The sequence below is a fragment of the Streptomyces varsoviensis genome, from assembly GCF_000718635.1.
GTDB classification, from domain to species: domain Bacteria; phylum Actinomycetota; class Actinomycetes; order Streptomycetales; family Streptomycetaceae; genus Streptomyces; species Streptomyces varsoviensis.
In genome coordinates, this window is the sequence record NZ_JOBF01000003.1 from 551,573 (window position 1) to 574,178 (window position 22,606).

A 22,606-nucleotide genomic window follows, 5' to 3' on the forward strand; every position below is an offset into this window, starting at 1 on the left:
AGACGTCGATCACGGCCGCGACGATGGCCGCGACCGCGGCGGCCAGGACGGCCACGGCGGCGCAGTCCGAACGGGCCGCCGCCGCGCCCCTCAGCCCCGGCCCCCTCGAAACCCTCCGCCCTTCAGTCCCGGCCCCCTCGAAACCTCCGCCCCTCAGTCCCGGCCCCCTCGAAACCTCCGCCCTTCAGCCCCGGCCCCCTCGAAACCTCCGTGCCTCGGCCTCCGGCGCGTAAGAAGCTCGGCTCAGAACGGGTGCACGCCCACCGGGGACGCCGGCGGCGGACCGTAGCCCTCCGCGATGCGCTGGTGGTAGGTCTCGCGGTCGATGACCTCCAGGCCGACGATCTCCCACGGGGGGAGCCGGGCCGTGGAGCGGTGCTCGCCCCAGAGCCGGAGCGCGACCGCCGCCGCGTCGTGGAGGTCCCTGGCCTCCTCCCAGTAGCGGATCTCGGCGTGGTCGTCGGCGTAGCGGCTGGTCAGCAGAAAGGGATGGTCGTGCGCGAGCTGTTCGAGCCCCCGCCGGACCTCCGCGAGCGGCGACTCGGCGCCCGAGACGCTGAGCGTGATGTGCCACAGCCGCGATTCCTCCGTGCCGCGCGGCTGTGGTTCGGACCCGTGCTCCGTGCTGCCGGCCCCCGCCGGCGGCTGTGCCTCCTCGCCTGTACCGACGCTGGTCAGTGCGCGTTCCGCCGTCCCTCGGGGCAGCGCGCCCGGACGCCCTCGTCTCACCGGCGGCCTCCTGTTGATCGCTGGCTCCGCGCGCGCGTGCGGCGGAGCCGTTGGTGCTGTGTCCCGCTGTTTCCCGCTGCTGCTCGCAGCATGTCCGTCGCGGACGGGCCGCTGCCCGAGGCGGCCCCGTTCTTCAAAGTTGACCAGTCCGGGGGCGGCCGCGTGGCGGTTTTCGCGAAGGTGTCCGTACAAAGACTGGTGAAAGGCCGGACTTCTCCCCCCGGCGCCCGCCGACGCCCCGGACCGCGCCGCCCGGGGCCTCCAGGCCCCCACGGGCGCTCGGCTCACATACTGAGCACGACCGGCTCAGGTACTGAGCACGACCAGGTCGTCGCGGTGCACGACCTCGCGCTCGTACTCCGGACCCAGCTCGCGCGCCAGGTCCCGGGTGGAGCGGCCGATGAGCCGCGGGATCTCCTTGGCGTCGAAGTTCACGAGGCCGCGCGCCACCGCGCGCCCCGCGCCGTCCCGCAGCTCCACCGGGTCGCCCGCCGAGAACTCCCCCTCGACCGCCTCGATGCCGGCGGGCAGCAGCGAGCCGTGCCGCTCCAGTACGGCCCGTACGGCGCCGTCGTCCAGGGTGAGGGCGCCGCGGGGCGCGGAGGCGTGCGCGAGCCACAGCAGCCGGTCGGCGGAGCGGCGGCCGGTGCGGTGGAAGTACGTGCCGGTGGGCCGCCCGGCGAGCGCGTCGGCGGCCTGGCTGGCGGAGGTCAGGACGACCGGGATGCCGGCCGCGGCGGCGATCCGGGCGGCCTCGACCTTGGTGACCATGCCGCCGGTGCCGACACCGGCCTTGCCCGCGCTGCCGATGGTGATGCCGTCCAGATCCGCCGGGCCGCCGACCTCCGCGATCCGGGCGGTGCCGGGGGTGCTGGGGTCGCCGTCGTAGAGGCCGTCGACGTCGGAGAGGAGGATCAGCAGGTCGGCCCGGACGAGGTGGGCCACGAGCGCGGCGAGCCGGTCGTTGTCGCCGAAGCGGATCTCGTCCGTCGCGACCGTGTCGTTCTCGTTGACGATCGGTACGGTCCCCATGGCCAGCAGTTGGTCCAGGGTCCGGTAGGCGTTGCGGTAGTGGGCCCGGCGGCTGGTGTCGTCGGAGGTCAGCAGCACCTGGCCGACGCGCCGGCCGTAGCGCGCGAAGGAGGCCGTGTAGCGGGCGATGAGCAGTCCCTGGCCGACGCTGGCGGCGGCCTGCTGGCGGGCGAGGTCGCGGGGGCGGCGGTCGAGGCCGAGCGGTGCGAGCCCGGCGGCGATGGCGCCGGAGGAGACCAGGACTATCTCCTTGGGCCGGGGGCCGCGGGCCCCGGCGAGTACGTCGACGAGCGCGTCGACCCGGTCGGCGTCGAGCCCTCCGGCCGCGGTGGTGAGCGAGGAGGAGCCCACCTTTACCACGACCCTGCGGGCGTCCGTCACGTCCTGTCTCGCCTCTGCCACGTCGCCTGCAACCCCTGTGCTCGCCTTGTCTGCTCTTGCCCGATTCGTAAATCTACGACAGGCGGCGACGGGCGCGCCGAGCCGTTCCGGTCCCCGGACGGGGCGCGGCGGCTACAGGGGTGCGGGGGCGCGGCGGCTGCGCCCAACCCAGGACGCGGCAGACGCGGCAGACGCGGCAGACGCTGGGGACGCGGGGGGGCGAAGCGTGAGGGCGGAGCATATCCCGCGGAGCGCAGGTAAATAATCCCTTTTGGGGTGACTCACATCACGGCAGATTGCTACCGGGCCAACGCTCGACATACGGTCAGTGGTCGACCGTTCCCCAAAACGGTCGCACTCAATCCTCCAAATCCCGCTGCCAGGAGCCCGCCCAGTGCCTTCTGCCGGAACAGCCTCCCGCCGAGCCGCGGCGCTCGCGGCGCTGCTCGCGATGCTCGTGTTCTTCGCCGCCCAGCTCGTCGGCGCGCTGCTGCCCAATGTGCCGCTCTTCGTCGCCGCCTCGGCGGGCGGGCTGGCGCTCGACCTCGTCCTCCAGCACCGCGATCCGGGGCTGCTCTCGCTGCTGAGCAGGATTCGCCTCGATGTGACGGTCCGGCAGTTGCTGCGCGACATGCTGATCATGGTCGGGCTGCTGCGCGTCCACGACATCGACCCGACGCACGACCACGCGCCGCTCTTCGTCGGGCTGCTGCTCTTCTACTGCGCGCACTTCGCGTGCCAGGCCGCCGCGGTCGTCGTCCGCCGGGCCCGTACGCTGCCGTTCCTGACCCGCAACATCGACGCGTCCGGGCTGCGCCTGTCCGCCGCGCCGCCCCGGCTGCTGGCCCGTCAGCAGGGCCGCCGGCTGCTGCGCTTCTCGGTGCCCGCCAGCGCCGGCCTGCTCACCACCGCCGCCACCGGCAACGCCCTGTGGGGCGAGATCGGCCTCGGCATCGCGCTGGTCTTCGCCATCGGCGGCACGGTCTACCTCGCCACCTGGCTGCTGCCCAAGAAGCGCATCGCCCTCGAATCGCAGGCGCTGGCCTGGCTGGACAAGTGGCTGGCGACGTACCAGCCGACCGTCGGCATGTACTTCTCCGGCGGCACCTCCTCCGCCTACCAGGCGAACATGTGGCTCTCCACCCTCGCCGAGCTGGACGGCAACCCGATCATCGTGCTCCGCGAGCGCTTCATGGTGCAGAAGATCGAGGCCACCGACGTGCCCATCGTCTGCATCCCCAAGGTCGTCCACCTGATGGCGCTGGAGCAGTCGTCGCTCAAGATGATGCTGCACCCGGCCAACTCCGGTAAGACCTCGCAGGTGCTGCGCATGCCCTCGATCAAGCACGCGTTCACCAACCACGGCGAGAGCGACAAGCTCTCCAGTTGCAACCCGTACTCGAAGGCGTACGACGAGGTCTGGGTCGCCGGCCCCGCCGCCCGCGAGCGCTACCAGCTCGCGGACATCGGCGTCGAGGACAAGGACGTCGTCGAGGTCGGCCGCCCGCAGCTCGCGCCCATCCAGCCGTACAAGGGCGCGCCCGAGGGCGAGTTCACCACCGTGCTGTACGCGCCGACGTGGGAGGGCTGGGACGGCAACCCCGGCAACACCTCCGTGATGCTCGCGGGCGAGAACATCGTCCGGGAACTCCTCGCCGACCCCAAGGTCCGCCTGCTCTACAAGCCGCACCCGATGACCGGCTCCGTCGACCCTCGGGCCGGCCGCGCCAACGAGCGCATCATGGCGATGGTCCGCGAGGCCAACACCAAGCGCTCCGGCGCCCGCCCCGGCCCCGAGGCCGCCGCCGAACTGGCCCGCCGCACCGCCGAGCTGGACCGCCTCACCACCAGCACCTTCCGGGAGAGCGCCGACGAGGTGGAGCGGATGATGCTCCAGGGCACCCCCGAGCCCGGCCGCGCCGCGACCGTGGAGGCGGCCACCGCCGCCTGGGAGGCCGCCTACTGGGCCTCGCTGCCGGTCTGGGAGCACCAGGTCATCACCGACGCCCGGCCCGCCCTCTACACCTGCTTCAACCAGTCCGACCTGCTCATCAGCGACGTGTCCAGCGTCGTCTCCGACTACCTGAGCAGCGAGAAGCCGTACGCGGTGGCCAACACCAGCGGCATGCCGGAGGACGAGTTCGTCGCGGGCTTCCCGACCGTCAGCGCCGCCACCATCCTCACCCCGCAGGCCGAGGGCGTGCCGGCGCTCCTGGAGGCCGTCCGCAACCCCGCCAAGGACCGCCTCGCCACCGCCCGCGCCGAGCTGAAGGTCGAGCTGCTCGGCCCCTCGGACCCGCCGTCGCTGACCCGCTTCAACGCCGCCGCGCTCGCGCTGTGCGAGAAGGCCGACGAACGCCGCGCCCGGATGGCGGCCCGCGCCCCCGGCGACGTCCCCTCGCCCCGCGACATGGACCCGGCCGCCGACGAGGTCCAGTCGGCCCCGGACGCACCGGAGAAGCGCGCCACGGTCTGAGCCGGGCCCCGGCCCGGCACGGCACGGCACGCGAAAGGCCCCGGAGGATCATCCTCCGGGGCCTTCCCCGTATCCGCTCCGCCCCGGCCGCGCCGCGCGGACCCGGCCGTACACGTACGGGCTCGCCAGGGCTCCGCCCCCCGTAAGCGGCCCCTGTACGTACGGCCCAGCAGCGCTCACGCCCGTACACCGCTCGCGTACGCCGCGCCCGTACGTCCTCCCCGTACGGCCTCTCGTACGGGGAGGCTGTACGAGCTCCGGCACGGCCTTCCCGTACGAGCTTCCCCGACGGCGCAGCCCGCACGTACGGCGCCCGGGGCGGGCCCGAGCCCAAGCCCGCGGCGCGCGGCGCCGCGGGCTCCGGCGTGCGGCGCGCCCTCAGAAGGGCTTGAACTCGTCGAACTCCTGCTCCGCCTCGTCCCGGGCCGCTTCGCGGTCCCGGCGGCGCTGCGCGGCGGGGCGCGGCGCCTCCATGCGGTGGTCCTCGCCGCGGCGGCCGAGCATCTCCGCGCCGGCGGCCATGGTCGGCTCCCAGTCGAAGACGACGGAGTCCTCGTCGCTGCCGATGGCGACGCCGTCACCGGCGCGGGCGCCCGCTTCGAGCAGGGCGTCCTCGACGCCGAGGCGGTTGAGCCGGTCGGCGAGGTAGCCGACGGCCTCGTCGTTGTTGAAGTCGGTCTGGCGCACCCAGCGCTCCGGCTTCTCGCCGCGCACCCGGAAGATGCCGTCCTCGTCGGCGGCGACCGTGAAGCCCGCGTCGTCGACGGCCTTCGGGCGGATGACGATGCGGGTCGCCGCCTCCTTGGGCTTGGCGGCGCGCGCCTCGGCCACGATGCCCGCGAGCGCGAAGGACAGCTCCTTCAGGCCCAGCCGGGAGACGGCGGACACCTCGAAGATCTGGAAGCCGCGGGCCTCCAGCTCGGGCCGGATGATGTCGGCGAGGTCCTTGCCGTCGGGGATGTCGACCTTGTTGAGGACGACGAGCCGCGGCCGGTCCTCCAGACCGCCGTACTCCGCCAGCTCCGCCTCGATCTGGTCCAGGTCGGAGAGCGGGTCGCGGTCGGACTCCAGGGTCGCCGTGTCCAGTACGTGCACGAGCACCGAGCAGCGCTCGACGTGGCGCAGGAACTCCAGGCCGAGGCCCTTGCCCTGGCTGGCGCCGGGGATGAGGCCGGGCACGTCCGCGATGGTGTAGACGGTCGAACCGGCCGTCACCACGCCGAGGTTGGGCACCAGGGTGGTGAAGGGGTAGTCGGCGATCTTCGGCTTGGCGGCCGAGAGCACCGAGATCAGCGAGGACTTCCCGGCGCTGGGGAAGCCGACGAGCGCGACGTCCGCGACGGTCTTGAGCTCCAGGGTCACGTCGCCGGCGTCGCCGGGCTCGCCGAGGAGAGCGAAGCCGGGGGCCTTGCGGCGGGCGGAGGCCAGCGCGGCGTTGCCGAGGCCGCCGCGGCCGCCCTGGGCGGCGACGAAGGTGGTGCCCTCGCCGACCAGGTCGGCGAGGATCTCGCCGTTCTTGTCGAGTACGACGGTGCCGTCCGGGACGGGCAGGACGAGGTCGCCGCCGTCCTTGCCGGAGCGGTTGCCGCCCTCGCCGGGCTTGCCGTTGGTGGCCTTGCGGTGCGGGCTGTGGTGGTAGTCCAGGAGGGTGGTGACCGACTGGTCGACGACCAGGATCACATCGCCGCCCCGTCCGCCGTTGCCGCCGTCCGGGCCGCCGAGCGGCTTGAACTTCTCACGGTGGACGGAGGCGCAGCCGTGGCCTCCGTTACCCGCGGCGACATGCAGTTCGACGCGGTCCACGAAGGTGGTCATGACGGTTGCCTCCAGATAAGGACGGAATTGTTCTCTGTACTAACACGCCGAGGGCGGACCCGCTTCCCCGTCGCCGGGAAAGCCTGGTCCGCCCTCGGAAAAAGGTGCTGGGTCGTGCCGAAGCTGATTACTCAGCGATCGGGACGATGTTCACTACCTTGCGGCCACGGTGCGTGCCGAACTGCACCGCACCGGCGGCCAGCGCGAACAGGGTGTCGTCGCCGCCGCGACCGACGCCCGAGCCCGGGTGGAAGTGGGTGCCGCGCTGGCGGACCAGGATCTCGCCGGCGTTGACGGCCTGGCCGCCGAAGCGCTTGACGCCGAGCCGCTGGGCGTTGGAGTCGCGACCGTTCCGAGTGGACGATGCGCCCTTCTTGTGTGCCATGTGTCCTCAGTCCCTTACTTCGCAGCCGCGTCGATGCCGGTGATCTTGATCGCCGTGTACTGCTGGCGGTGACCGATCCGCTTCCGGTAGCCGGTCTTGTTCTTGTACTTCAGGATGTCGATCTTGGCACCCTTGTGGTGGTCCACGATCTCGGCCTGGACCTTGACGCCGGCCAGCACCCACGGGTCGCTGGTGACCGCGTCGCCGTCGACGACGAGCAGCGTCGAGAGCTCGACCGCGTCGCCAACCTTGCCGGTGGAAATCTTGTCGACCTCAAGGACGTCGCCGACAGCAACCTTGTGCTGCCGACCGCCGCTACGCACGATTGCGTACACGCGGATCTCACTCTCTCGCTAGTAAACGGGACCTCTGATGCCAGCCGCTCACACGGTCCGCGAACGGTCCGTGAGATCCGAATGGACGAGCGGCCTCTCCCGGCGGGGCCGGAAGGGATGTGCTCAGGGGTTTGGCGCGTTGCACACGCCGACGGTCCAGAGTACGGGGCCCTTGACCATGGGGTCAAACCGGTCCCCCGCGGCCGGCCCCGGCCCGTACGCCCTCGCGTACGAGCCGGGGCCGGCCGCCTCGCCTGCTCAGTCCTCGGCGGAAGCCGAGACGGAGGACTGCGGCTGCTCCGCCGCCGCGGCCTTCTTGGCCGTCGTCTTCTTGGCGGCCGTCTTCTTCGCCGTCGCCGTCGCCGCCGTCTTCTTGGCCGCGGTCTTCTTGGCGGCCGTCTTCTTCGCGGGCGCCTTCTTGGCCGTGGTCTTCTTGACGGCGGTCTTCTTCGCCGTGGTGGCCTTCTTACGGGCCGTCTTCTTGGCCGGAGCCGCTTCCTCGGCGTCGGCATCGGCACCGGCAACGGCGTCGGCATCGGCGGCTACGGACGGCTCTTCGGCCGCCTCGGCGGGCGTCGCCTGTTCGGCGACCGGCTCGACCTGCTCGACCTGCTCGGCGGCCTTGGCCTCCGGCTCCTGCGCGGGGGCGCTGACCACGACCACCGCGGCGTCCTCGGCGCCCGTCGGCGGCCCCGCCGGGGCGGTCGCCTTGCGGGTCACCCGACGACGCGTACGTACCGGCTTCGGCTCGGCGGCGGGCTCGGCGTCCTGCGGGACGACGGGCTCGGGGGCGGTCTCGGCGACGGGCGCGGCGGTGACCTCGGCGGCGGGCTCGGGCTCGCTCGCCGGGGCGGTCGCCTTGCGGCTCACCGGCTCGGCGACCGGCTCCGGCGCGGCCACGCTGGACACGGCCTCCGCCTCGGCCTCCGGCTTCGGCGGGCCCGCCGGGGCGGACACCTTGCGGGTCACCCGGCGACGCCCACGGCCGCGGCCGCGCGACTCGGCGGCCGCCTGCGCCTCGGCCGGGCTGCCGAACCACTCGTCGTCCGCCTCGACGGCGGGCCGCAGCTCGGCCTCCGTCACCGCGACGGGCTCCAGCTCGGGCCGCGCCTGGGGCTCTGCCTCGGCCTCCTCCGCGGCCACGGCCGCCGGCTCGTCCGCGAGCGGCTGCTCGTGGTCGTGGGCGTGGTCGTGCTCGTGATCGCGCTCATGGTCGTGCTCGTGGTCGTGGTGCTGGGCGCCGCCCGCGGACTTGCCCTTCTTCTTGCCGCGCTTGCCGCCACCGCCACCGCCGCCACCGGCAGCGGTCGGCTGGTCCATGTGGACGATCACGCCGCGGCCGTTGCAGTGCACGCACGGCTCGGAGAAGGACTCCAGCAGCCCCTGCCCGACCCGCTTGCGGGTCATCTGGACCAGGCCCAGCGAGGTGACCTCGGCCACCTGGTGCTTGGTGCGGTCCCGGCCCAGGCACTCCAGGAGCCGCCGCAGCACGAGGTCGCGGTTGGATTCCAGCACCATGTCGATGAAGTCGATCACGATGATGCCGCCGAGGTCGCGCAGCCGGAGCTGGCGCACGATCTCCTCGGCCGCCTCCAGGTTGTTCCTGGTGACCGTCTCCTCCAGGTTGCCGCCCTGGCCGGTGAACTTCCCGGTGTTGACGTCGACGACGACCATCGCCTCGGTCCGGTCGATGACGAGCGAGCCGCCGCTCGGCAGCCAGACCTTGCGGTCCAGCGCCTTCATGAGCTGCTCGTCGATCCGGTACGTGGCGAAGACGTCGACGTCCGACGTCCACTTCTGCAGCCGGTCGGCGAGGTCGGGCGCGACGTGCGAGACGTATCCGTGGATCGTCTCCCAGGCGTCGGCGCCGCTCACGATGACCTTGGAGAAGTCCTCGTTGAAGATGTCGCGGACGACGCGGACGGTCATGTCCGGCTCGCCGTAGAGCAGGGACGGCGCGTTGGAGCCGCCGCTCTTCGCCTTCTTCTGGATCTCCTCCCACTGCGCCTGGAGGCGCTCCACGTCCCGGCGCAGCTCGTCCTCGCTCGCGCCCTCGGCGGCCGTACGGACGATGACGCCCGCGTCCTCGGGGACGATCTTCTTGAGGATCTGCTTCAGCCGCGACCGCTCGGTGTCGGGGAGCTTGCGGCTGATGCCGGTCATCGAGCCCTCGGGCACGTACACGAGGTAGCGGCCCGGCAGCGAGACCTGGCTGGTCAGCCGGGCGCCCTTGTGGCCGATCGGGTCCTTGGTGACCTGCACCAGCACGGACTGGCCGGACTTCAGGGCGGTCTCGATGCGCCGGGGGCCGTTGGCCATGCCCAGCGCCTCGAAGTTGACCTCACCGGCGTACAGGACGGCGTTGCGGCCCTTGCCGATGTCGACGAAGGCGGCCTCCATGGACGGCAGCACGTTCTGGACCTTGCCCAGGTAGACGTTGCCGACGTAGCTGGTGGCCTGCTCCTTGTTGACGAAGTGCTCGACGAGGACGTTGTCCTCCAGCACGCCGATCTGGGTGCGCTCACCGCTCTGGCGCACCACCATCACGCGCTCGACGGCCTCGCGGCGGGCCAGGAACTCGGCCTCCGTGATGATCGGCACCCGGCGGCGGCCCTGCTCGCGGCCCTCGCGGCGGCGCTGCTTCTTGGCCTCCATACGGGTCGAGCCCTTGATGGACTGGACCTCGTCGAAGCCGGTGCCGGGCTCGCGCTCGGCCTCCTTCTTGCGGGGCTCGCGAACCTTGACGACCGTACGCTCCGGGTCGTCGCCACCGGCCTCGGCGGCGTCCTGGCCGTCGCCGCTGCGGCGCCGGCGACGGCGGCGCCGGCGGCTGCTCGCCGAACCCGAGCCACCCTGCTCGGCGTCGTCGTCGGCGGAGTCGGACTCCTCGTCGGCGGCTTCGGCGTCCCGGCCGGCCTGCGGCTCGGCGTCGGGCTGCTCGCCCTCCTGCTCCTGCTCCTGCTCGTCGTCGGAGTCCGCGGCCTCACCGCGGCGACGGCGCCGGCCGCCACGGCGACGGCGGCGCGAGGGGCGGTCGCCCGACTCGTCGTCGCCCTGCACGGCGTCCTCAGACTCGTCGGCCTGCTCCGCGTCGGCGTCGGCGTCCTCCTCCGCGGGGGCGGCGGCTTGCTCGGGCTCGGCGGCCTCACCGCGCCGACGGCGGCGGCGCCGGCCGCCCGCGGCGGGCTGGCGCTGCTCGGCCGGGGCCTCGTCCGCGGCCTCGGCCTCGGCCTCCTCCTGCTCCGCCTCCAAGGCGGCGGCGACCGCCGCGGTCTCCGGCGTCTGGAACATCGGCTCGGTGAACACCGGCGCCTGGAAGACGGCCGAGGGCGCCCGGACGGCGCGGCGACGGCCGCGGCCGGAGCCGGAGCCCGCGGACGCCTCTTCGTCGGCCTTCTCGGCGGCCGGCTCCGCGCTCGCGGCGGTCTCGGCGGTCCCGGTGCCCTCGTCACGGGATTCCGGCGCGCTCACGGAACGGGACGCGCGGCGGCGCGTACGGGCGGGCTTCGCGCTCTCGGCGGCCGGGGCTTCGGGCGCCGGGGCGACGGCCGCTTCGCCGTCTTCGGCCTCTTCACCAGCTTCGGCAGCTTCGGCAGCGGCCTCTTCGGCAGAGGTCTCAGCGGGCTCGGCGGGTTCAACGGGCTCCGCGACGGGGGCGGCGGCCTTGCGGGTGGCGCGGCGCCGCGTACGAGCGGGCTTCGGCTCCTCGGCCTTGGGCTCCTCGACGGGCGCCTCGGCGACGGCCTCCGCCGCCGAGTCCTCCGTCAGGTCTTCCGCCGGTGCGTCGCTCGCCGGAACAGCATCCGTCTGGGCGTCGGCCGTCTGGGGCGCGCCTTCGGGAGCGGTCGCCTTGCGGGTGGCGCGGCGGCGCGTACGAGCGGGCTTGGGCTCTTCGACGGGGGCCTCGACGGGCGCATCGACCGGCTCGGCGGCCGGTGCCGGGGCGGCCCCCTCGGATACGGCCGCGGCCTCGGCGCCCGTACCCGTACGGGGCGAGCCCGCCGGGGCGGTCGCCTTGCGGGTGGCACGGCGGCGCGGGCGCGCGGGGGCGGCGTCGGCGAGCTCCGGGGCGTCCTCGGCGGCCGGCTGCGCGGCTGCCGCGGCGGTGGTGCCGGACGAGGCGGTGACGTCACCCGTGTCCGCGGCCGGCGGTCCCGCCGGCCGGGAGGCCGCGCGGCGCCGACGGCGCGGCGGCAGGGTGTCGCTGGGGGTGTCTTCTGTGGTGTTGTCCCCGGCGGCGCTGTAGCGCGCCGCCTCATTGGGTTCGATCGGCTCGAACATGCGGGCGGTTCTCCCGTCACGCTCCCGGGCGCCGCGCCGGTGTCCGGTCCGCGGCCCGCGTGATGTGCGCGGTTCCGCCGCCGGGGCGCGGGCGCCGCACGGGAGCTGTCGTCTCGCTCGCCGGGTCCGAGTTGTCGGCACCGGCGAAAGTCTTCTGGTCAGTGCGCCTGCCGGACCCGGGTGGCTCCCTGGTGGATCGGCGGCGCGTCGACGGCCGCCCTACGCGGAACCTTCCCCGGCCTTCGGCGGGGAGTCCCCGGCCGTCGCCTTCGCGGCACTCAGCCCGGCGGCCGTGGGTGGAGCGGCCGTGGCAGCGTCGCGGTCGGGCGCGAGCGGGTCGGTCACCGTGCCGGTCTCCTCATCGAGCAGCCCCTGCGCCAGCCTGGTCACCGCTGCGGGGACCGGCGGCGCCAGGTCGGCCGTGGCGCGGAGACCGGACAGGACGTCGTCGGGTCGAACGGCAGGTGTCAAATGCCGAACAACCAGCCGCAGTATCGCACAGGCAGTGAGGTCGGGCCTATCGACCGTGGCCGCGAGCGCTTCGAGGCGGACGACGGCGGCACGCGCGTCGAAGCTCCGCAACCCGTTTTTCGTACGGCGCTCGACCTCCACGGTCTCCGCCGCCAGGAACGCCGCGACGGCCCGTTCGGCGTCCTCGGCCCGTACGCCGTCGAGCCGCAGCTCCCATACGGACGCCTGCAGCCGGTCGGCGAAGGACGAGGTGTGCGCCTCCACCGCGTCGATGATGTCGAGCCCGGCGGGCATGGACTCGTCCAGCAGGACGCGGAGCTTCTCGGGGTCCCGCGCGGCGGTGAGCTGGATCTCCAGGTACTCGGCCTCGCTGCCCGTACCGGTGGGGGCCGCGTTCGCGTACGACACCTTGGGGTGCGGGGTGAAGCCCGCCGAGTACGCCATGGGCACCTCGGCGCGGCGCAGCGCGCGCTCGAAGGCGCGCTGGAAGTCACGGTGGCTGGTGAACCGGAGGCGGCCGCGCTTGGTGTAGCGCAGGCGGATGCGCTGCACCGCGGGTGCGGGCGGCGGGCCTTCGGGCTGTCGCTTGCCCAGTGTTACTTCTCCTTGGTGCGGGGGCGCCACTGGACGCCGCCCCAGCGTCGGCGGGGACCGTCCCGGATGGCGCAAGCGCCGTCCTGTCCGGATCGCCCCCGCGTGGACGGGGACAACAGTCGCGCCCGGACGTTCCTCCCAGGGTACGTGCCCCACCCCACCCCGCCCCCCGTCGGCCCCCCGCCGCCGCCCCCGGAAAGATCAGTCGACACCCCCGGGCTCCGCGACCCACTGGGTCCTGAGCCCGGTGTGCTGGGCGATGGTCTCGAAGTCACTCGCCCCGGCACGCCCCTCGCCCATGGCAGAGTTCGCGCCCCCGAAACCCCACTCCGAGGAGCCCCCCCGTGACGCCCCCCGATATCCGCCCCACCGCCCGCCCATGGGGCGCCGGCCGACTGGCGCCCTACCCGAGCACCGTGCGCCGCCCGCACGCCACGGTCACCCACTCGGGCCCGGCGTCCGCGCGGCGCGCCCTTGTCACGCGGTTGGAGGAGGCCGGAGTTCTGGTGACGCCGGGGTGGCGGGCCGCTGTGGGAGGGGTGCCGCGGGAGCTGTTTCTGGAGCCGGGGGTGTTCCTGCCCGAGGGGGGCGGCCGGTGGCGGCCGGTGGTGGGCGGGGCGGCCGATCCGGAGGAATGGGTGCGGGTCGCCTATAGCGATGCGTCGCTGACCACGCAGCTCGACGGGCGGGTGACCGCCGACCAGGTGGACGGGGCCGTGACGGGCTCCCCCACGTCGTCGTCGACCACGCCCGTCACCGTGGTCGGGATGCTGGAGAGCCTGGAGGTGTCGGAGGGGCATCAGGTGCTGGAGATCGGGACGGGCACCGGGTACTCGGCGGGGCTGATGTGTCACCGGCTCGGGGTCGACCATGTGACGACCGTCGAAGTCGATCCGGCGGTGTGGGCCCGCGCGGACGCCGCCTTGGAGGCGGCCGGGTTCTCGACGTGGACCGTGTGCGGGGACGGGCTCCTCGGCCATCCGCGCCGCGCCCCGTACGACCGGACGATCGCTACCTGCGCCGTCCGCCGCATCCCGTACGCCTGGATCAGGCAGACGCGGCCGGGCGGCCTCGTCCTGGCGACCGTCGGCGGGGACTGGCAGTACGGGACCGGGCTCGCGAAGGTCACCGTGGGCGAGGACGGCAGCGCCGAGGGGAGGATCGTCGGCCGGTCCTCGTTCATGCAGGCCCGGTCCCAGGTCCCGGCGCCGGTGGCCGGCGACCTCTCGGCGCGTACGGCCTACGCCGACAGCGAGCGGGCGGCCGAGGTGCCGCCCGTACTGCTGGAGGAGTGGATGCCCGCCTTCCTCGCCCAGCTCGCCGCGCCCGGGGCCCAGTTCGTACGGGCCACGGCGCGGGACGGCTCCCGGCTGCTCCACCTCTTCGATCCGGAGCGCGAGTCGTTCGCCGCGTTCGCCCCGGACGGGGACGGCTGGACCGTTCGGCAAGGCGGCCCCGTCGCTCTGTGGGACGGCATCGAGCGGGCGCTCACCGCGTGGCGGGACGCGGGGAGCCCCGACATCACCGCCGTACGGCTCCGCGTCACCGCCCGGTCCCACACCTACTGGATCGACGGCAGCCCGGCACTGCGATGGGAGCACCGCCTTGCCTGAGCTGCTCCCCTGAGCTGCTCCCCCGAGCTACTTGTTGACCACCGTCAGCGGCAACAGCTTCTTGCCCGTCGGGCCGATCTGGATCTCCGTGTCCATCTGCGGGCACACCCCGCAGTCGAAGCAGGGCGTCCAGCGGCAGTCGTCGACCTCGGTCTCGTCGAGGGCGTCCTGCCAGTCCTCCCAGAGCCAGTCCTTGTCGAGGCCGGAGTCGAGGTGGTCCCAGGGGAGGACTTCCTCGTAGGAGCGCTCGCGGGTGGTGTACCAGGCGACGTCGACGCCGTGGTCGGGGAGGGTCTTGTCGGCGGCGATCATCCAGCGGTCGTAGCTGAAGTGCTCGCGCCAGCCGTCGAAGCGGCCGCCGCTCTCGTAGACGGCGCGGATGACGTCGCCGACGCGGCGGTCGCCGCGGGAGAGGAGGCCCTCGACGATGCCGGGCTTGCCGTCGTGGTAGCGGAAGCCGATGGAGCGGCCGTACTTCTTGTCGCCGCGGATCTTGTCGCGGAGCTTCGCCAGCCGGGCGTCGGTCTCCTCGGCGGAGAGCTGCGGGGCCCACTGGAAGGGCGTGTGCGGCTTGGGGACGAAGCCGCCGATGGAGACGGTGCAGCGGATGTCGTTCTGGCCGGAGACCTTGCGGCCCTCGGCGATGACGTTGACGGCCATGTCGCCGATCTGGAGAACGTCGTCGTCCGTCTCGGTGGGCAGGCCGCACATGAAGTACAGCTTCACCTGGCGCCAGCCGTTGCCGTACGCCGTCGAGACGGTCCGGATCAGGTCCTCCTCCGAGACCATCTTGTTGATGACCTTGCGGATGCGCTCCGAGCCGCCCTCGGGCGCGAACGTCAGTCCGGACCGGCGGCCGTTGCGGGTCAGTTCGTTGGCGAGGTCGATGTTGAACGCGTCGACGCGGGTGGACGGCAGCGACAGGCCGACCTTGTCCTCCGTGTAGCGGTCCGCGAGGCCCTTGGCGATGTCGCCGATCTCGGTGTGGTCGGCGGAGGACAGCGAGAGCAGGCCGACCTCCTCGAAGCCGGTCGCCTTGAGGCCCTTGTCCACCATCTCGCCGATGCCGGTGATCGACCGCTCCCGCACCGGGCGCGTGATCATGCCCGCCTGGCAGAACCGGCAGCCCCGGGTGCAGCCGCGGAAGATCTCCACGGACATCCGCTCGTGCACGGTCTCCGCGAGCGGGACCAGCGGCTGCTTCGGGTACGGCCACTCGTCGAGGTCCATGACGGTGTGCTTGGACACCCGCCACGGCACGCCCGAGCGGTTGGGCACGACGCGCGCGATCCGGCCGTCGGCCAGGTACTCGACGTCGTAGAAGCGGGGTACGTACACGCTGCCGGTGCGCGCGAGGCGCAGCAGCACCTCGTCCCGGCCGCCGGGGCGGCCCTCCGCCTTCCAGTCCCGGATGATGTCGGTGATCTCCAGGACCGCCTGCTCGCCGTCGCCGACGACCGCGCAGTCGATGAAGTCGGCGATGGGCTCGGGGTTGAAGGCGGCGTGGCCGCCGGCGAGCACGATGGGGTGCTCGACCGTGCGGTCCTTGGACTCCATGGGGATGCCCGCGAGGTCCAGGGCCGCGAGCATGTTGGTGTAGCCCAGCTCGGTGGAGAAGGACAGCCCGAAGACGTCGAAGGCGCCGACGGGCCGGTGCGCGTCCACCGTGAACTGCGGGACCTTGTGCTCGCGCATCAGCTCTTCGAGGTCCGGCCAGACGCTGTACGTGCGCTCGGCCAGGACGTCCGGGCGCTCGTTGAGCACCTCGTAGAGGATCATGACGCCCTGGTTGGGCAGCCCCACCTCGTACGCGTCGGGGTACATGAGCGCCCAGCGGACAGCGCAGGCGTCCCAGTCCTTGACGGTGGAGTTCAGCTCACCGCCGACGTACTGAATGGGCTTCTGCACATGCGGGAGCAGAGCTTCGAGCTGTGGGAAGACCGAATCGACAGACATCGAGAACTTTCCTGAGCTGGCTGGGGGGCGACTCTCTAGCGTAACGCGCCCGGAGCGGCCCGTCGCACGCCGTTCGGCCGATCCCGGACCGCCCCGATATGTCCGTTCATCGCGCGAAGTCCGCCCTCGGCGCGTCCGCGCCCGACGCCATGGCCTCGGCCTCCTCCTCCGTGAGCCAGCGGGGCACGCGCGGCCGGGGCGGCGGGGGCTCGCCCTTGAGGGCCGCGATCCGCTCCGGCAGCAGCCGCGTCCCGTTGCGCATCAGCCCCTCCTCGCACTCCGCCGCCGCCCGCTCCTCGCGCCCGTACAGCACCCCGTAGGTGAACGCGCTCTCCCCCGCGTCCTGCGCGTGCGCGGCCAGCTCGCGCAAGGCGAGCCGCGCCATGACGCTGTCCTGGTGCTCGCCGAGCAGTCCCTGGAGCGCCTTGGCGTGCGCGGTGATCCGCTCGGCCGGTTCGCCCAGCGCGGGGGCCGCCGCCTCCGCCGCGTACCGCGTGCGCTTCGCCGACTTGCGGGCCTCGTGCATGGCGGCGTCGCGCCGGGGGCCCGCCGGCGCCTCCAGGGCCTCGGAGATCTGCCGGCCCAGCCGCTCGTAGTCCCGCAGTACGGCCGTGACCAGCGCGTTCTTCGGCTGCTTCGGGCGCAGCGGCGGGTCGGCGACGAGCGCGTCGAGGGTGTCGAGGAGCGTGAGGTAGCGCTCGCCGTCGAGCACGGCGAGCAGCCGCCGCCGTGAGCCGTGGCGGCGCGCCCGCGACCAGGTGCGCAGCCGGGCGCGGACCGGGCCCGCGCGCAGTTCGCCCGGCAGCTTGCCGAGCGCGGCGGTCAGCCGGTCCGTGAGCACTTCCCGGTCCCGGTCGACGCCCAACTCGCCTGCCAGCCAGCGCAGTTCCGCCCCGATGGGGTCGGTGACCGTCCGGTCGAGTACCTTCCCGTACGAGCGCAGCGCGCTGCGGGTGCGCCGCGTCGCCACCCGCATCTGGTGCACGGAGTCGGGCCGGTCGCGGCGTACGTCCGGGTCGAGCCGGACGATGGCGAGGACCTGGAGCCAGATGTAGACGAGGACGTAGTCGGGGGCGGTCCACGCGGCGTGCGGCCCGCCCGACGGCCCGTCCGACGGGCGCCCCGTCAGGAGGCCCGCCGACGGGAGGCCCGGCCCGCTGCCCTCCTCTGTCTTCGCCGCCCCCGGCTCGGTCTTCTCATGCTCCGGCTCCGTCTCCCGCAGCCCCCGCGCCAGCTTCGAATCGTCCGCCGCCCGCCGCAGCCCCGCCTTGAGGAGCTTCTTCTCCACGGCGTCGAGCAGCGCCTCGTCGCCCCGCTCGGCCAGCTCCACCTCGACCTCGGACCACCGCACGCTCCGTTCGCCGCTCCCGGCGTCCAGCCGCCGCGCCAGGACGGCGTCGACGGCGACCTCCGCGAGGTGCCGGCCCTCGCCGTCGAGCAGCCGGTGCACGCCCCGGCGGGTGCGCAGCCGCAGCAGCGGTACGAGGGCGGCGGTCCGTACCCGCGACCGTACGAGCGCGGCGAGCGCGCCCGGCACGGCGTCGGCGAGCGGGGCGCGGACCTCGTCGCGTACGCCGGGGGCGACCGGCAGCTTGAGGTGCCAGCCGGCGTCGTCGCCGCCGGTGCGCCGCCGCAGGGTGATGCCCGCGGCGGCCAGCCGGCGGTCCGCGGTGTCGTAGTAGACGGCGTCGAGTTCGACGACGCCCTCGTCGGCCACGGTCGCGACCCGGCGCACGCCGGTCAACGAGGGCAGCCGGGGCGTACCGGCCGCTTCGTACTTCCGCTCGCACTCCCGCACGGTGTCCGCCATGGGCCGGAATGTAGTCCGGGGGCGGGGTTCTGGGCAGTACCCGCGCGGGCTCGGAGCCGGCCCGGCGGCTCACTCCTCGCGCGGGCGCTCCACCGGCAGGGAGCCGACGGGGCAGCCGGCCACCCCCGCGGTATCCCGGGTGATGGCCTCGACGTTCTCGGCGGCCTTCCGGGGGTCGGTCGTCCAGAGCGTGTAGAAGTCGAACGGGCAGTCCGCGACGCCCGCCGCGCCCTCCCCCGCGTCGTGGAGCGCGGAGTAGCCGCGGTGCAGCAGCTTGTAGAGGTGGTTCTGGGACTGGTCGTGGGCGCGGGCGTCGCGGATGGCGGAGACGGAGAGCTGCGCGTACTGGACGCCGTACTCCTCCTCGCCCGTCTCGCCGAGCGTACGGCCGTCGAACCCGACGATCGAGGAGTGCCCGAAGTAGGAGTACACGCCGTCGAACCCGGCGGCGTTGGCGACGGCGACGTAGCAGTTGTTCGCCCAGGCCATCGCCTTGGCCATCATGATCTGCTGGTCCTTGGCGGGGTACATGTAGCCCTGGCAGCGCACGATCAGCTCGGCGCCCTTCATGGCGCAGTCCCGCCAGATCTCCGGGTAGTTGCCGTCGTCGCAGATGATCAGCGAGATCCGCAGCCCCTTGGGGCCCTCGGAGACGAAGGTGGCATCCCCCGGGTACCAGTGCTCGACCGGGCACCACGGCAGGATCTTGCGGTACTTCTGGACGATCTCGCCGCGGTCGTCGATGAGGACGAGCGTGTTGTACGGGGGCTTGCGGGGGTGGTCCTCGTGGCGCTCGCCGGTGAGCGAGAAGACGCCCCAGGTGCCCGCCTCGCGGCAGGCCGCGGCGAAGACGGCGGTCTCCTCGCCCGGCACGGTGGCGGCGGTCGCGTACATCTCGTCGGTGTCGTACATGATCCCCTGGGTGGAGTACTCCGGGAACACCACGAGGTCCATGCCGGGCAGGCCCCTCTTCATGCCCACCACCATCTCCGCGATCCGGCGGGCGTTCTCCAGGACCTCGGCGCGGGTGTGCAGGCGGGGCATCTTGTAGTTGACCACCGCGACACCGACGGTGTCCGGGCTGGATGAGATGTCACCGTGACGCATCGTGCTCCTCCTGTGCGGTCGTCGGCCTACGGTCGTACGCCCTCAAGTCTCGCCCCGCCGCGCCCCGTTGTCAGGGCGTGGCGGGTGGGACGAGGGGGCGCGACGGCAGACGATCGCGTCGGCGGAGAGCGATCAGGCGGAGAGCGATCAGGCAGAGAGCGGCCAGGCGGAGAGCAGCGGTCAGGCGGAGAGCGGTCGCTGCACCTTGATGGACTGGAGCAGCCCTATGGCGATCCAGGCGGCGAACATCGACGAGCCGCCGTAGGAGACGAAGGGCAGCGGCAGCCCCGTGACCGGCATGATGCCGAGCGTCATGCCGATGTTCTCGAACGCCTGGAACGCGAACCAGGCGATGATCCCGGCGGCGACGATCGTGCCGTACAGCTCGGTGGTCTCGCGGGCGATACGGCAGGCGCGCCACAGGACGACGCCGAGCAGCACGATGATCAGGCCGGCTCCTATGAAGCCGAGTTCCTCGCCCGCGACGGAGTAGATGAAGTCGGTCTGCTGCTCGGGGACGAACTGGCCGGTGGTCTGGGAGCCGTGGAAGAGGCCGGAGCCGGTGAGGCGGCCGGAGCCGATGGCGATACGGGCCTGGTTGGTGTTGTAGCCGACGCCGGCCGGGTCGAGGGCGGGGTTGGCGAAGGCCGCGAAGCGGTTGATCTGGTACTCGTCGAGGACGCCGAGCTGCCAGATCAGGACGCACCCCGCGATGCCCGCGCCGATCAGCCCGGCGATCCAGCGGTTGGAGGCGCCGGAGGCGAGCAGCGCGGCGAGGACGATCACGACGAGCACCATGACCGAGCCGAGGTCCGGCATCAGCAGGATGATGAGGATCGGCAGCGCGGCGAGGCCCAGGGCCTGGAGGACCGTGCGGTGGTCGGGGTAGGGGCGGTCCCCGGCGTCGACCTTGGCGGCCAGCAGCATGGCCATGCCGAGGGTGATCGTGATCTTGATGAACTCGGAGGGCTGGATGGAGAAGCCCGCGGGGAGCTGGATCCAGGAGCGCGCGCCGTTGATGGTGGCGCCCAGCGGGGTGAGGACGGCGGCGGTGAGGAGCACCGAGACGCCGTACAGGATGGGGACGGCGCCGCGCAGGGTGCGGTGGCCGAGCCAGACCGTGCCGACGGCGAGGGCGATCCCTATGCCGATGTTGAGGACGTTGCGGAGCAGGAAGTAGTAGGGGTCGCCGTGGTTGAGCTCGGTGCGGCCGCGGGTGGCGGAGTAGACGAGCAGGGTGCTCAGCGCGGACAGCGCGAGGGCGGCCAGCAGCATGAGCCAGTCGAGGCGGCGCACGATGGAGTCGCGCGCGGTGAGCTTGCGCCAGGCGGAGCGCTCGGGGGCGTAGCGGCTGATGGAGAAGTTGGGGGAGGTGGTCATGGCTTCCGCCTCCCGGCGCCGATGGGCTGGGCCTCGATGGAGCCGTCGCTCTCGATCTTGGGGAGCTTCGCCTCGGGGCGCGGCAGGAGCGCCTTCTTCTCGTCGATGTGACCCTTGTCGTCGACTCCGTAGAGGGCGTCGTAGATCTTGCGTACGGCGGGCCCGGAGGCGCCGGAGCCGGTGCCGCCCTGGGAGATGGTCATGACGACCGTGTAGTCCTTGGTGTACGTCGTGAACCAGGAGGTGGTCTGCTTGCCGTAGACCTCCGCGGTACCGGTCTTGGCGTGCATCGGGATCTGCTTCTGCGGCCAGCCCTGGAACCGCCAGGCGGCGCTGCCGCGGGTGGCGACGCCCGCGAGCGCCGAGTCGAGCTTGTCGCGGGTGTCGCCCTTGAACGGCAGCTTGCCGTGCGACTTGGGCGCGATCTCCTCGACGTGCTTGCCGTCGGGGCTGACGATGGCCTTGCCGACGGTGGGGTTGTAGAGGGTGCCGCCGTTGCTGATGGCGGAGTAGATGGTGGCCATCTGGATGGGGGTGACGAGCGTGTCGCCCTGGCCGATGGAGTAGTTGACGGAGTCACCGGCGCGCATCCGCATGCCGGATTCGCAGTTCTCCTTGGCGATCTTCCCGGCGTAGCTGTCGTCGTCCTTGCCCTGCCGGCACCAGGAGTCCTTGTTGGCCTCCCAGTACTTCTTCTTCCACTGGCGGTCCGGGACCCGGCCGCTGACCTCGTTGGGGAGGTCGACGCCGGTCTCGTCGCCGAGGCCGAACTGGTGGGCGGTCTTGTAGAACCAGTCCTTGGGGTGCTTGGGGTTGTTGCCGCCGTCCTTCTGCCACTGGCGGTAGGCCAGGTCGTAGAAGACGGTGTCGCAGGAGACCTCCAGGGCGCGGCCGAGGTCGATCGGCCCGTACCCCTTGGACTCGAAGTTCTTGAAGACCTCGTTGCCGATGCTGTACGAGCTGGAGCAGTCGTACTTGCCGTCGAAGTCGTATCCGGCGTTGACGGCGGCGGTCGCGGAGATGGCCTTGAAGACCGAGCCGGGGGCGGACTGGCCCTGGATGGCGCGGTTGAGCAGCGGGTAGTTGGAGTCCTTGCCGGTGAGCTGCTTGTAGTCCTTGCCGGAGATGCCGCCGACCCAGGCGTTGGGGTCGTAGGTGGGGTTGGAGGCCATGGCGACGACCCGGCCGGTCTTGGCCTCCATCACGACGACGGAGCCCGCGTCGGCCTTGTAGTTGCGGCCGGTGTTCTTGTCGAACTCCTTGCGGGCGTCCTTCATCGCCTGGTCCAGCTCCTTCTCCGCTATGGCCTGGACCCGGGCGTCGATGCTGGTGATGAGGTTGGAGCCGGGCTGCGACTTGTCGCTCTTGGCCTTGCCGATGACGCGGCCGAGGTTGTCGACCTCGTAGCGGGTGACGCCGGCGGTGCCGCGCAGCACGGAGTCGTACTGCCGCTCCAGTCCGGAGCGGCCGATCTGGTCGGAGCGCAGCAGCGGGGAGCGGGTGTTCTTGGCCTTGGTGATCTCGTCGTCGGTGACGGGCGAGAGGTAGCCGAGCACCTGGGCGGTGTTGGACTTGCCGGGGCCCGCGTAGCGGCGTACGGGCGTGGGTTCGGCGGTGATGCCGGGGAATTCCTCGGCGCGCTCGCGGATCTGGAGGGCCTGCTGGGTGGTGGCCTCGTCGGTGATGGGGATGGGCTGGTAGGGCGACCCGTTCCAGCAGGGGCGGGGCGTCTTGGCGTCGCAGAGCCGGACCTTGGCGGCGACCTCGTCGGCCTTGAGGCCGAGGACGTCGGCGAGGCGGCCGAGGACGGCCTTGCCGCGGTCCTTCATCCGCATCAGTTGGGTGCGGTCGGCGGTGACGACGAGCCGGGTCTCGTTGTCGGCGAGCGGCACGCCGCGGGCGTCCAGTATCGAGCCGCGGGTGGCGGGGTCGACGACCTGCTGGATGTGGTTGCTGGCGGCTTCGGCGGTGTACTCGTCGCCGTTGCGGATCTGGAGGTACCAGAGGCGGCCGCCGAGGGTCAGCAGGAGGGAGAAGACCAGGATCTGGATGATGATGAGCCGGACGTTGACGCGGGAGGTCCGGCCGGTCTCCGGAATGTTGGTCACGATGCCCCTTCCTGTCGCTGTCGCCGGCCGTGATCCTGGCCCTGGCCGTGGTCCTGACCCTGGTCGTGATGCGAGCGGGCGCGGTACGGGCCCGGAGCGCCGTACGAGTCCGTAGCGCGGTACGGGCCCGGAG

14 protein-coding genes are annotated in these 22,606 nt (G+C 72.6%); 2 read left to right on the top strand and 12 right to left on the bottom strand.

The window, feature by feature from the left end; translation table 11 throughout:
• Window positions 1-243: 243 nt before the first annotated feature.
• Both IF55_RS06925 and proB read right to left on the bottom strand, forming a co-directional pair.
• The gene (locus IF55_RS06925; RefSeq protein WP_030876886.1) at window positions 244-729 is read right to left on the bottom strand and encodes a hypothetical protein; all 486 of its coding nucleotides are present in this window, start codon (window positions 727-729) and stop codon (window positions 244-246) included.
• A gap of 306 nt (window positions 730-1,035) precedes the next feature.
• Window positions 1,036-2,142, bottom strand: coding sequence for a glutamate 5-kinase (proB, locus tag IF55_RS06930; protein WP_030876889.1), 1,107 nt, complete (start codon window positions 2,140-2,142; stop codon window positions 1,036-1,038).
• Between the two features lie 394 nt (window positions 2,143-2,536).
• Between proB and IF55_RS06935 the strand changes: the two genes are divergently transcribed.
• Window positions 2,537-4,618, top strand: coding sequence for a hypothetical protein (locus IF55_RS06935; RefSeq protein WP_030876892.1), 2,082 nt, complete (start codon window positions 2,537-2,539; stop codon window positions 4,616-4,618).
• A gap of 378 nt (window positions 4,619-4,996) precedes the next feature.
• On the opposite strand, the gene obgE is transcribed toward IF55_RS06935, so the two are convergent.
• The 5 genes from obgE to IF55_RS06960 form a co-directional block, all read right to left on the bottom strand.
• Window positions 4,997-6,433 (bottom strand): GTPase ObgE, encoded by a 1,437-nt coding sequence (obgE, locus tag IF55_RS06940; RefSeq protein WP_030876894.1) that lies wholly within the window; start codon window positions 6,431-6,433, stop codon window positions 4,997-4,999.
• A 127-nt stretch (window positions 6,434-6,560) separates the two neighbouring features.
• Complete coding sequence (rpmA, locus tag IF55_RS06945; RefSeq protein ID WP_030876897.1) at window positions 6,561-6,818, bottom strand: 50S ribosomal protein L27; 258 nt, start codon at window positions 6,816-6,818, stop codon at window positions 6,561-6,563.
• Window positions 6,819-6,832: 14 nt separating this feature from the next.
• Window positions 6,833-7,153, bottom strand: a complete 321-nt coding sequence (gene rplU / locus IF55_RS06950; protein ID WP_030876900.1) for a 50S ribosomal protein L21 — start codon at window positions 7,151-7,153, stop codon at window positions 6,833-6,835.
• A 258-nt stretch (window positions 7,154-7,411) separates the two neighbouring features.
• Entirely contained in the window at window positions 7,412-11,434 is a 4,023-nt protein-coding gene (locus IF55_RS06955; RefSeq protein ID WP_030876904.1) for an Rne/Rng family ribonuclease, read from the bottom strand.
• Window positions 11,435-11,653: 219 nt separating this feature from the next.
• A complete protein-coding gene (locus tag IF55_RS06960) occupies window positions 11,654-12,457 on the bottom strand; it encodes a TIGR03936 family radical SAM-associated protein (protein WP_030876906.1) in 804 nt (267 codons plus the stop codon).
• Window positions 12,458-12,915: 458 nt separating this feature from the next.
• Between IF55_RS06960 and tgmC the strand changes: the two genes are divergently transcribed.
• A complete protein-coding gene (gene tgmC / locus IF55_RS06965; RefSeq protein ID WP_030890148.1) occupies window positions 12,916-14,112 on the top strand; it encodes an ATP-grasp peptide maturase system methyltransferase in 1,197 nt (398 codons plus the stop codon).
• 27 nt (window positions 14,113-14,139) lie between these two features.
• On the opposite strand, the gene IF55_RS06970 is transcribed toward tgmC, so the two are convergent.
• From IF55_RS06970 to mrdA, 5 genes are all read right to left on the bottom strand, one after another.
• Window positions 14,140-16,068, bottom strand: a complete 1,929-nt coding sequence (locus IF55_RS06970; protein ID WP_030890145.1) for a TIGR03960 family B12-binding radical SAM protein — start codon at window positions 16,066-16,068, stop codon at window positions 14,140-14,142.
• A gap of 106 nt (window positions 16,069-16,174) precedes the next feature.
• On the bottom strand, window positions 16,175-17,878 hold the full coding sequence (locus IF55_RS06975; protein WP_063763900.1) for a CYTH and CHAD domain-containing protein: 1,704 nt from the start codon (window positions 17,876-17,878) through the stop codon (window positions 16,175-16,177).
• Between the two features lie 69 nt (window positions 17,879-17,947).
• Window positions 17,948-18,985 carry an aliphatic amidase gene (locus tag IF55_RS06980; RefSeq protein WP_030890140.1) on the bottom strand — a complete coding sequence of 346 codons (1,038 nt, stop codon included), beginning with the start codon at window positions 18,983-18,985 and terminating at the stop codon, window positions 17,948-17,950.
• Window positions 18,986-19,165: 180 nt separating this feature from the next.
• Window positions 19,166-20,365 carry a rod shape-determining protein RodA gene (rodA, locus tag IF55_RS06985; RefSeq protein ID WP_030890137.1) on the bottom strand — a complete coding sequence of 400 codons (1,200 nt, stop codon included), beginning with the start codon at window positions 20,363-20,365 and terminating at the stop codon, window positions 19,166-19,168.
• The gene (gene mrdA, locus IF55_RS06990; protein WP_030890135.1) at window positions 20,362-22,473 is read right to left on the bottom strand and encodes a penicillin-binding protein 2; all 2,112 of its coding nucleotides are present in this window, start codon (window positions 22,471-22,473) and stop codon (window positions 20,362-20,364) included. Before mrdA ends, rodA begins: the two co-directional genes overlap by 4 nt.
• Window positions 22,474-22,606: the final 133 nt, after the last annotated feature.

Bases quoted from the DNA above. Each gene is read 5' to 3' on its own strand.
- rodA (WP_030890137.1), bottom strand. From the start codon at position 20,365: ATGACCACCTCCCCCAACTTCTCCATCAGCCGCTACGCCCCCGAGCGC.
- rpmA (WP_030876897.1), bottom strand. From the start codon at position 6,818: ATGGCACACAAGAAGGGCGCATCGTCCACTCGGAACGGTCGCGACTCC.
- IF55_RS06975 (WP_063763900.1), bottom strand. From the start codon at position 17,878: ATGGCGGACACCGTGCGGGAGTGCGAGCGGAAGTACGAAGCGGCCGGT.
- obgE (WP_030876894.1), bottom strand. From the start codon at position 6,433: ATGACCACCTTCGTGGACCGCGTCGAACTGCATGTCGCCGCGGGTAAC.
- IF55_RS06955 (WP_030876904.1), bottom strand. From the start codon at position 11,434: ATGTTCGAGCCGATCGAACCCAATGAGGCGGCGCGCTACAGCGCCGCC.
- IF55_RS06970 (WP_030890145.1), bottom strand. From the start codon at position 16,068: ATGTCTGTCGATTCGGTCTTCCCACAGCTCGAAGCTCTGCTCCCGCAT.
- IF55_RS06980 (WP_030890140.1), bottom strand. From the start codon at position 18,985: ATGCGTCACGGTGACATCTCATCCAGCCCGGACACCGTCGGTGTCGCG.